This window comes from Streptomyces sp. NPDC020996, from assembly GCF_040641355.1.
Taxonomy (GTDB): domain Bacteria; phylum Actinomycetota; class Actinomycetes; order Streptomycetales; family Streptomycetaceae; genus Streptomyces.
In genome coordinates this window covers 24,207-34,435 of record NZ_JBFADM010000077.1, presented here as the reverse complement: position 1 = coordinate 34,435, position 10,229 = coordinate 24,207, and the positions used below count along the sequence as shown (strand labels likewise).

The 10,229-nt window shown below is 71.4% G+C and carries 8 protein-coding genes; 3 read left to right on the top strand and 5 right to left on the bottom strand.

All coding sequences use genetic code 11. The features are described from left to right. Positions 1–515: 515 nt before the first annotated feature. Entirely contained in the window at positions 516–782 is a 267-nt protein-coding gene (locus AB0G63_RS34565) for a hypothetical protein (RefSeq protein ID WP_360758599.1), read from the bottom strand. 148 nt (positions 783–930) lie between these two features. Between AB0G63_RS34565 and AB0G63_RS34560 the strand changes: the two genes are divergently transcribed. Next, positions 931–2,055, top strand: a complete 1,125-nt coding sequence (locus AB0G63_RS34560; protein ID WP_360758597.1) for a hypothetical protein — start codon at positions 931–933, stop codon at positions 2,053–2,055. Between the two features lie 46 nt (positions 2,056–2,101). On the opposite strand, the gene AB0G63_RS34555 is transcribed toward AB0G63_RS34560, so the two are convergent. Then, entirely contained in the window at positions 2,102–2,845 is a 744-nt protein-coding gene (locus tag AB0G63_RS34555) for a TIGR02391 family protein (protein WP_360758595.1), read from the bottom strand. A 636-nt stretch (positions 2,846–3,481) separates the two neighbouring features. On the opposite strand from AB0G63_RS34555, the gene AB0G63_RS34550 reads away from it, so the two are divergent. Both AB0G63_RS34550 and AB0G63_RS34545 read left to right on the top strand, forming a co-directional pair. After that, positions 3,482–3,760, top strand: coding sequence for a hypothetical protein (locus AB0G63_RS34550; RefSeq protein ID WP_360758593.1), 279 nt, complete (start codon positions 3,482–3,484; stop codon positions 3,758–3,760). Positions 3,761–3,768: 8 nt separating this feature from the next. Continuing rightward, positions 3,769–4,767, top strand: a complete 999-nt coding sequence (locus AB0G63_RS34545) for a helix-turn-helix transcriptional regulator (protein WP_360758591.1) — start codon at positions 3,769–3,771, stop codon at positions 4,765–4,767. 122 nt (positions 4,768–4,889) lie between these two features. Here the strand turns inward: AB0G63_RS34545 and AB0G63_RS34540 are convergent, their stop codons facing one another. From AB0G63_RS34540 to AB0G63_RS34530, 3 genes are all read right to left on the bottom strand, one after another. Further along, positions 4,890–6,032 carry a hypothetical protein gene (locus AB0G63_RS34540; protein ID WP_360758589.1) on the bottom strand — a complete coding sequence of 381 codons (1,143 nt, stop codon included), beginning with the start codon at positions 6,030–6,032 and terminating at the stop codon, positions 4,890–4,892. Positions 6,033–6,253: 221 nt separating this feature from the next. Further along, positions 6,254–6,397 carry a hypothetical protein gene (locus AB0G63_RS34535; protein ID WP_360758587.1) on the bottom strand — a complete coding sequence of 48 codons (144 nt, stop codon included), beginning with the start codon at positions 6,395–6,397 and terminating at the stop codon, positions 6,254–6,256. Positions 6,398–6,691: 294 nt separating this feature from the next. Further along, positions 6,692–10,150, bottom strand: coding sequence for a hypothetical protein (locus tag AB0G63_RS34530; RefSeq protein ID WP_360758585.1), 3,459 nt, complete (start codon positions 10,148–10,150; stop codon positions 6,692–6,694). Positions 10,151–10,229 lie beyond the last annotated feature (79 nt).

The following is a 10,229-nucleotide window of genomic DNA, read 5'->3' as shown; positions in this document are numbered from 1 at the left end:
CCCGCGGAGCGGGTAAGAACCTGCTTCGCAGGTTCCCAGGGAACCTCCGTGCTACGCACGGAGGTTGGAGCGAAGCCCCGCGCTGCGCGCGGGTGACGGAGTGAAACTCCTCGCGTTGCGAGGAGTTGGCTCTGCGCTTCGCTCCGAGCCTGTGTTTCCTTCCGTCAGAAGTTTTGCTGTATCCGGAGGTTGGGTGGATGCCCTTCCGGCTCTCCGCTTGCGCTTCGAGCCGGCGGCTCCTTCGTTGCTTCGCTCCTGGAAGGGGCCTTGGGGGTCCGTTCGCTGCGCTCCCGGACCCGGCCCGCGTTCGCGGGCGGCTGGCTACAGGGGCCGGGTGGGTGAGGTGGGATCGGCTGTTTCCCTCGGGTGAAAAATTTCGGTGAATCCGGATTGGGGGTTGGTGCCTCCCGGCTTGGAGATCACGGTCGTTGCGCTGTGGGTGCGCGGGCAGGTGTGGTGATGTCAGTTCCGCTTCGCTGCACAGACATCCAGGTTTGTTACTGCCGCTCGTGTCGTCAGCTTCGGGGTGTGTACCAGGGTACGAGGCGCAGCAGGAGGTCGAGGGTGTGTCGGGCGGCTGTGCGGGTGGCGGTGGTGGGGGCGAAGGCTGCGGCGAGGGCGAGGGTGGCGGTAGTCGCGCCGAGTGCGGCCGTGAGGATGAGCAGGATGTTCGTCAGGTGGCCGGGGTGGTGGAGGGCGCTGGCGATGAGGAGGGCGAGGAGCGCGGTGGTCAGGCCGGCGGCGGCCTTGGTTCGGATGCGGTTTCGGTGTTCTGGGGTCATGGGCCTTCTGTCCTCTTGGAGTTGGCGGGTGTCTGGGTGGTGCGGAGTCCAGTGAGCCAGAGCCGTGGGTTCGCAGAAAATTGCACCTCTCGGGGTTGTAATGGTGGGCATGGCACGAGGGGCGCCGAGTCCGGCTGATCTACAGGTGATGCGTGAACTGGTTTCGCGTGGGCTGGTGGTGACGACCAGCCAGTTGGAGAGCTGGCGGCGGGCGGGGCTGTTGCCGCGGCATCGGCGACGGGGGCTGGGGCGGGGCCGGGGGTCGGTGGTGGACGTGGTTGATCCGGTGGTGGTGGAGAGCGCGGCGGTGCTGGCGCGGCATCTTCGCCAGGGGCGGGATCGGCGGTTGGCAGTGCTGGAGTGGTTCGCCGAGGCGGGCGGGGCTGCGCAGCCGGGATCGGTGCGGGTGCCGGAGCCGCCGCTGGCGGCGGTGCGGGAGGCTGTGGTCTGGGTGCTGCGGGGCACGGTGTCTCATCGGATGCTGGAGCTCGCACGTGGTGCGGCGGGGGCGGGTGAAGAGGCCGCTGATGCGCTGTATGAGGTCGCCGGCCGGCTGATTGCGGCACGGCCGTACCGCGGGTCTGCGGATCCCGCCCTGGTGCGCGCGGTGCTTGAGGCCGATGAGGACGTGGACGTGCCGGACGGGCCGGACTTCAAGGAGGTGGTGCACCTGGTCGCGGCGATCGGTCTGGGAGCGCAGGAGGTGGGCGGGGATGCGCTCGCCGAGGCGTTCGGCGCCTTCGCCTTGTTCGGGCTGACGGCCGAGGACTGGGCGCAGATGCTGGGCGCGGCGGAGCGCGGGGAGAGTCCGCCGGTGGACTGGGGGCTGCTCCAGCAGCGCGCGGACGTGCTGGAGCCGGTTCAGCGCGCCAGCGATGAGCAATTGCTGCGGGCCCGGACGGTGCTCCTCGGGCTGCGGATGTTCTACGGGCTGTACGCGATGCACGCCCTGTTCATGCCGGACACTCCGGCACTGGCCGCGCTACGGGCGAAGATCGACGAGTGGGGCATGTTCCCCATCCTGGACCACGTCATCGCCCTGAGCGCCTCCCCCCGGCACTTCGCCCAGGGCCTGGCCATAGGCCTCGAGCCGATCTTCGACGCGCTGTACGAGACGCTCATGGAACAGCTCACGGCCGACCCGGCCCTCTTCCAGATCCCCGGCGACGAGACCGGCGCAGCCGGCTTCATGGAAACGTGGACCCGCACTCTGCGCGAGCGGACGGCAAGGGCCCGGAAGCGTGCGGATGCGAGCTGTGAGGAGCCCTTGTAGGGCTGGCCGGGGTGGTGTCCAGTCCGGCCCGGCATCGCGTGCGGGTCTACGTCGTTGACGCGGTCTGGCGGCGCTTGGCCCGTTCGACCTGGCGCAGCAGCAGGTCGGCGAACTGGATGATCTCTGCTGCCTCGATCGGATCGTCGAAGTCGACGGTGCGGTGGCTGGCAGGATTCTTGTAGGCGCCCATGGCACCAGCGAACAGGTTGGCGGTGGCCGCCTGTTCGCCGCCCTCAGCTTCCGCATCGGCGAGCGCGCCGCCGGTCTTGCCGTTCTCGTGCGGCCGGAACGCTTCCCGCATCAGCTTCACTCCGACCAAGGAGTTGTCGAGCCCGGAGGCGTCGCGGACGGCGACCTCGACCGCCTTCATCGCGGCGAAGCACGCCGTCTCGTAATCACCCAGGTCGAAGTTGGTGCGCACCGTGCCCTCCAGATCCGGGTGGAGCGGGCCGGACAGTCGTTCGCGAGCCTCGAACCGCGTGATGCCCTGCGGGTCCTTCGCCAGGTCCCTGCCGTCGCGGGAGATCCGGCGGAAGGCCTCGGACTGGCTGGGCTCCCGGGACAGCAACGCCTGAGCCTCCAGCCAGCACCAGGCATCGGACAGCCGGTCCACGAGGGCGGCCGCATCCGGCTCTTCCTGAAATGCCTGCCGAGCCGAGTTCATGGTGCTCACGTACTGCAGATATCCGGTGCCGCTGGCGAGGTGCTGCAGGAGAAGGAGTGCGACATCTCGCGTCGGCAGCTGCCGGATCTGTTCTGCCGGAACCGGCGGTATGTACTGGAAGTTCATGGGCCATAACGCTACGGCGCAGCACTGACACTCTGCGGCCTTGCAGGCAAAGGCGGGGCGGGCCGTACGAAGTCGGCAGGAGGCCGCGCGCAGGTTCGTCGCACGTGCCGGGTCGGGAAGCGGCCCAGTCCGGGTACTCACGTGGAAGTCGGCACCGGTGACGGTGCCGACTTCCATGTCGGCGGGCGCGGGCCAACGTGCCTGCCTGGGATCCTGAAGCGGTTTTGGGCTTGCGACCAGGAGCTGTCAGGAGGCCACCAACCAGAAAGCCGTCGGAGGCGTATGGGGAGCACTGTCTTGGTGAAGGGGTCTAGGCCGCAAGTCCGCTGGAACAAACGGTGAGCTGCCGCAGGCATGGCATCCGTTCACTTCGTCGCCTGCAGGCCCGGTTGCGCAGAGCAGGCGCTTTGCAGATTGTGTCGCTGGTGCGGAACAGCAGTGAGGCCACGATTTCCCATATCGGGCAAAGCGCCCACAGGGGCGAGGCACGCTGAGTTCGGGCGTGGAAGGCTGTGAGCCTGCGCAGCCCGCACCACGGGGCAGGGCCAACTGCCCCTGGGCTGCGTCACCTTGCGACCAGAATTCGGCCCCGGCGCGTCCGCCGGCAGGCCCCGTCAGGACGGATACCCCTGCACCATGAACGATGTCCCTGTTCCCCGCCCCGCCGCAGCGGCCCCGGCCTGTGGCTGTGGCGCGGCCGGACGCTTCGGCCCTACGCACGCGTTGATCCTGCTGGTCGCCGTCCTGGGGCTGGGCAGCGGCCTCTTCCTCGCCGGCACCCAGCTCAGCATCGTCTTCACACTGCTGGGTGGCCTGGGGGCGATCGGCGCGGCCACCCTGACCGCGGCCGGCGGCGGCCGTCGCCTGGTGACGGTCCTCATCGAGGCCGCAGTGCGGTCCTCCGCGGGTAGGTAGTGAAGGCCGTGACCCGTTCCCCCTTCGCCAGCTCCCCCGACGGCCCCTTCACGGCCCTCGCCGAGCACCTCGTAGGCCTGCGCCGGGCCGCTGGGCTGACCCAGCGCGCCCTGGCCCAGGCCGCCAGCATCTCCCGAGGCACCGTCCAGCGCGCCGAGTCCGGCGCTGCGGCGCCCTCTCCCGCCGTCCTTGACGCCTATCTACGGGCGTGCCGGGCCAGTGCTCCCGACCAGACCAGGGCCCGGCTGCTGCGCAACCGCGGCCGCACCGAGCGGCGCGGCCGGCTCCGCTCTCTCAATGCGCCGAAGCCGGCGCTCATCCACAGCGAGGACGACCTCGGCTCCGCGCTGGCCGCGGAGTACGAGCGGGCCGGCGCACCCTCCCTGCGCGAGCTCAGCCGCAGGGTTCCCCACCGGCCGCCGCTGCCGCCCACGACCGCCTGGCGGATCGTGCACCGCAAGGGCCTGCCCGCCAGCCTCGAGCAGCTCGTCACGTACCTGACCGCCTGCGGCGTCAGCCCGGCCCAACAGCGCCTGTACGCCGAGGCCTACGACCGCTTCACCGCCGTCCGGGGGGTACGCGTGACCCCTGCGCCCCCACCGCGGATGGCCCACTACACCGACAAGATCAGCCCCCGGTTCAGGAACCTGCTCGACTCCATGTCCGCCGGCGACGTCGAGACCGCCCTCACCATCGGCGTCACCCAGGTCGTAGCTAAACACGTCCGGCGCAACGGCGCCGCCCTGCCCGCGGGCGTCGATCCCGTCTCCTTCTCCTACGACCTGCTCTTCGCCGAAGACGACGAGTTCCTCACCCGCTACCCCTCCGGCGACGCGGGGCTCTTCCAGCGTCGATACCCGCCTGAGGCTGCCCTGCGCCCCCGCCTCCCCGACAACGGTATGAAGCTCTTCCTGCGTCGGCTCTCGTCCCCCGACCCACTGCATGCCCGCGTCTCCAAACCACCGCCTCCGGCACCGAACATCTCGCGTACTCACCGCGTGCAGTAGAGGTGCGCGGCTCGGTGCGCAGACCAAAGGCGCCAGCTCAACCCACATACCGGCCTTCGTCAGGGCCTCGGCCCGGCGTAGGCCCTCCTGGGGCACTGCTTGTGGTGCTTATCCGACGGTCCTTACAGCCGCCCGTGGCTGCGCCGTCGGCGGGTGTACTCCACGCCGAGCCTCTTGAGCTTGCGGCGTACGCGTTCTCCCATCGATGCCGGCTGGGCGGCCTTCAGCGCCGCCTGTTTCCAGGTCAGGCCGTCGGCTGCGTAGCACTTGGCAACCGCACGCTCCTCAGCAGTGAGTTTGGCCAGGACGCGGCTCACCGCCTCCTCCTGGTCCGATGTGTCCTGCCGGGGCATCTCACCGTCAGCAAGGAGGTCCGGGTTGTCCAAGGCAAGGACGCCTTGGCGGGTTCGCTCCCACACTTCGGTGTCCGCCAAGGAGGCGGAGCGGATGGCAGCCCGCAACCGCGCCTGGAGGTCTTCGTTGCCGAGCACCTGGTCGTCCCAGCCGTTCAGCAGCAGTCCCTGGGCGGTGAGCTCAGTCCGTCTGCCGGGGGCGATGAAGCGGGCCAGGCGCTCGACGAGGACATCGTCGGACCCCTGGTGGACGCTGGCGTGACGGGCCTGAAGGGCGGCGGCGAACAGCGAACGGGGCGCGTACCCCCGCCAGCCGTAAACGTGAGGGCCCGCGGTCGTGAATCCGAGGTGGCGGTGCAGCATGCCAAGGACCGTGATCGGATCCAGGTGTGCGGGCCTGAGGCGCTGGACGAGCACGTACAGCGCGTCGCGGGAGCGACTGGCCCGTTGGGCGGGCCCGTCACGGCCGATCAGCACGGTGATGGGACCGATCATTCCCGCTCCGATGCGCCTGGGTGCGCCCTGCTCGGCCGGCTTGGGCTGGTGCTGCATGAGGTGCGACGGCAGACGGTTCAGCTCGTGCGTGGTGCGCTGGCTCCAGACGGCCCATGACTTCGAACGCCAGGCAGGTACGGGGTCGGTGGGGGTGCGGCAGTGGTCGTGGAGAAGGCGGCCGAAAGGATCTCGGTCGCAGTTGGCGCTGTCGGTGCTCCCCCACGGGCACACCGGGAAAACGCGGGGCGGTCGGCGGCGGGCGAACAGGCTCTGGGCCACGTCGGTCAGGGCGTGCAGCATGTCCCCTCCCCCATCGGTGGGGAGCATGAGATCGCCCAGCACCGGGCCCAGACCGTAGGGGAAGAGCTGTTGGGCGCGTCTACGGGCTTGCCGCGTCAGCTCGGCCGTGCGCAGCACGGTGGCCGTGTGCCGTTCAAAGCCGGCCAGTGCGCATGCGGCGGCCAGCTGAGCGGCGTCGGGGCGCGCAGTGCTGTCCAGCCAGCGCCGCGGGTCCGGCCCGCGGTACCGGGCGGGCGGGCAGCACCGGGCGCAGGCGGGCCCCAGGCCGGCCGCGGGCCCGGCGACCCACCCAAGGTCCTGAAGACCACCGATCATGAGGAGCGGGTTGGTGCGGGTGTTCACGGGCGCTCCAGGAGGTGGTCGGTGAGGACGGCCGCCGCGACCGCACCGCCAAACGCCTCGGCCGGGGAGGCGCCCGCGGACAGCAGTCCCCACCCCGCCATGATGCCCACCATCAACACCACCAGGACGTACACGTTCACCAGCCAGGTCCCTTCGCCGGGCGGGGAGCGGCCCGTTGCCTCTCCCTCACCCTTCCGGGACGGCCGGAACCCATACCGACAAAAAATTCTCCGCGCGTTTTTCCCGCCCGGCAGGACGGCGGCGGTGTGGGCCGATGCCGAGTCGCGCCGACGCGCTCGGTGAGGTCCTTGAGCCAGTCGGCGGCCCATAAGCGCGGCACCAAGAGCAGCAGGAAGCCGAGGGGTAATGAAGCGGCCGTGCCAACGCCGGCGTGGGGTCTGCTGCGTCGGTGGCGGCTCCCTTTGAGCGGCTGTCTATAGCTCGTGGGCGTCGATGTCCCCTGCGGTGATCAGGGCGTTGCGCAGTTGTTGTGTGGGCTGGGCGAGTTGGGGGTTCGGTGGTCGCTGGCCGATTTCGGCCAGGAGGGTGCGGGCGTACTGGCGGACGGTGGCGTCCCGCCACGGGTCGGTGCTGGGGTGGGTGACAAGTAGGGCGGTGAGTTGAGCGGCTGCTGGCTTGTCCGGGTGGTGGGCGGATCGCTCGGCGATGTGGTCCGTGTCGCGCAGGGCAGGGGTCTGGCGGGCGGAGGCAAGGGTGAGGTCGAGCCAGAGCGTGTCGTCGATGCTGGTCAGGACGAAGGTGCCCGCACCGGCCACGGCTCCTTCAGGTAGGTCTGCTGCCAGGGCGGCTTGCCATAGTTCCACCGCGGCGGCGGTGACCGGGGCAGCAGCGGCGTGGGCAGTGTGGTGGGCGAGGAGCTCCAGCAGCCGGGATACGGCGGCCGTTCCGCCGTCTGCGGAGGCGAGTTCGGTGAGGAGCGCGGTCGGGTCGCCGAGGAAGTGCGGGTCGTCCAGGAGGGCCAGTGCCACGTGGGAGGCGGCCTCTGGCGGGGTGCTGGTACGCAGCCGGGTCAGGAGTTCGGCGCGGTCGAGGTCGGCGAGCAGCACGGGGTGGGCGGGGCCCCAGCGTAGCCAGGCGGAGGCGGCGGAGGGGGTGCCGTCAGCTGGCAGGTGCAGCAGGACGCTGCGATGGTCGCGGGTCCAGTCTCGGGCTCGTTGGTGTAGCAGCGGCAGGTAGGGGCCGAGGGCGGCGGCGGTCCTGGGTTGGGTTCCGGTGGCTTCGGTGATGGTCGTCAGGTGGTTGAGGACTCTGGTGGGCAGGCCGTCGCCGGGAGCGCCGTGCTGGTGTTGTGCGTGTTCGAGGAGGCAGTGCAGTGCGCGGCCGGCGGGGTCGGTGCCTACGAAATCGGCGGGGAGCGTGTCGGGCGGGGTGTCGTCGGGCGTGCTGGCGGGTGGGGTGGTCAGGGGTGCGGTCAGGTCGTACAGGCGGTCCAGGACGGCGGGGAGGCCGTCACCGAGGTCGGTGCCGGTGCGCAGCGCGGTGAACACCAGGTCGAGCATGGCCTGTTCGGTCAGGTATGCCGCGGACGGCTGGTCGTCGTCGGGGTCGGTCGCGGGAGGCTCGTTCGGGCCCGGGTCGGTGTCGCGGTGCGCTGCGAGGGCCGCCGTCGTGGCCTCGGCCAGGGCGTTGCCGGGGAATGCGTCGCGTCGGCGGATCTGTTCGGCGGCGAGGGACAGGTAGAAGGCGCGCAGGCGGGGCTGGGCGAGGCGTGCGGTGATCTCGGCCGGTGCCGTGGTCCAGGCAGCCGGATCAGTTTCGATCAGGGCGCGCAGCACCTTCAGGTAGCGCCAGTCGCCTGCGTCGGGTGCGGCGGCCAGCGCGGCGGCGGCCGCGGCGGGGCCGTGTTCGGTGGCGATGGCCGCCGGCTGGGTCTCGTCGACCGCTGGCGGCGGACTGTTCGTGATCTGGACGAGCGGTTCGGCGGTGCGCGGGTCGGCCGGGCCGGACGGCTTGGCTCGGCGCAGCAGGGTCAGCACCGGCTCCCAGGCGGTGAGGACGGGGGCGGGCAGCACGGGCGACCAGTGCCACACCCGTACCCAGGCTCGCGGTGGCAGGCCGGCCGAGGAAGGGTCGTAGTCGGCGAGTTCCTTCGGGCCGGGCGCAGGGCCGCAGGCGTCGGCCAGCTGCGCGTGCAGGTGCGCGGTCGCCTCGGGCGGGCAGTGGTGGTGCAGGTAGTCGACGAGCCGGGCGCCTTCCGGCGTCGGGCGGTGGGCCAGGAGCGCGGGAAGCAGCTCGGTGGCCTTCTCCCACCAGGTGTCGGCCTCCTGGATGCCTGGGGTGGCGTCGGGCGGTAGTTGCTGGAGGTGGGCGGCCAGCAGCCGGTCGCGCAGCTGGGGGTCTGCCTTCCCCACCTGCCGCACCAGCGCCGCGGTGCGCTCGTCCAGGGGCACTCCGGCGCGGGCGTCGGCGGCGGCGACGTCGAGGACCGCCCGCGCCAGCAGCGGGGCGAAGAAGGCCTCCGGGTGGTCCAGCGCGACCTTGTCCAGGTCTCGGCGGAAGATAGCGGTGTGCCGGATCGCCGGGTGGATGCGTTGCACGTCGGCCTGCAGCAGGGCGGCGAGCACGGTCCGGATCAATGGCAGGCGCGGATGCGCCGGGCCTTCCTCGAGGCGGCGGGACGAGGGGTAGGCGGTGCGCCGCAGAGCCAGGAGCAGCTGGGCGGCCTCGTAGGTGGGCAGCCGTGCGGCGGAAAGCCGGGCGATGCGCTCTCGGGTCTCGTCGCCGGGCAGGTCCCCGTCCTCGGTGGCTGTCCGGATCTCCTGGTCGTGCTCGGTGCGCACGAAGGCGGCCAGCAGCATCTCCACCGTGCGGATCCAGTCCTCATCGCGCTCCGCCAGCGGGATGTCGCCTGCCCAGGCGGCGGCCAGCCGTAGCAACCAGCCGTCCGCCGCCTTAGGCTCGCGCCCTTCCCGGGTCAGGGCGGACACCACGGTGCGCACCTTCGGGTTCAGGCCGATGCCGGGTCGGGCGGCCAGGCGCAGCAGCGCGCCCGTGGCCTCCGGGCCGGCCGCCGCTACTTGTGCGGCGTGCTCGGCCAGCCACGTCCGTGCCCGCTCGGGGGCGACTTCGGTGAGATGGTCGAGGTAGGGGGCGGCGGGCCAATTACCTTCCGGGCTGGTGGTGTCAGGCAGCAGCCAGACCTCATCCAGCAGGTCCAGCCAGGCCGCGGCCGGGCGGGAGAGGAAGAAGTACCGCATGGCGCGCGGGTCCGCCCACGCCTTCAGCCTCTCGGCGTCCTCGGCCGTGGGACTTAGGAGACCGGTCAGCTCCAGAACCTCCGCAGCGCGCCCGGGAAGCGGCACGAACACCTCGCGCGCCAGGCGCAGAACCTGCCGGTAACGGGCGCGGGCCTGACTGGAAGGGCCGCCGTGCAGGACGTCCGACGTGCCGCCGTAAAGCTCGCCCCAGCCGTCCAGAGCCCTCTCCTGCGCTGCTCCCAGACGCTGGCCCATCAGCCGCTCGGCCACGCCCATCGCCCGACGCCGGTGATACCCGCCCGGCCGCTCCAGTTCGGGGCGCAGCACCTCGGCTGCCTCACGGATACGGCGCAGGGCCGCCTGCGGGTCACGGGAGCGGCGCTTGCCTCCGCCCCTACCCGCTACCGGTTCCTGGCCCGAGGGCTGGTAGGCATCCACGGCCTTCAGCAAGGCGCGGGCCGCGCTCTTCAGGCCGGGCGGCTGGCGCCGGTCGCCCTGGGAGCCGGGCAGGCTCAGCAGCGCGTCCACCGCGCCCCGCACGCACGACTCGGCGATCTCCGCCGACCGCTCGTAGCCCCCGTCCCCCAGCATCCGGTGCGCATCCCGCAGCAGCCCCAGCGCCCGGGCCCCAGCTTCCCCCTGCTCCAGCAGCGACGCGGCCAACGCCTCATCCACCGGCTCAAGTTCAGCTTGCACACCGGGCGGGGCGGCAGTCGGCGGCGTCGCGTCGTCCATACGGGCCACCGTAGACGAC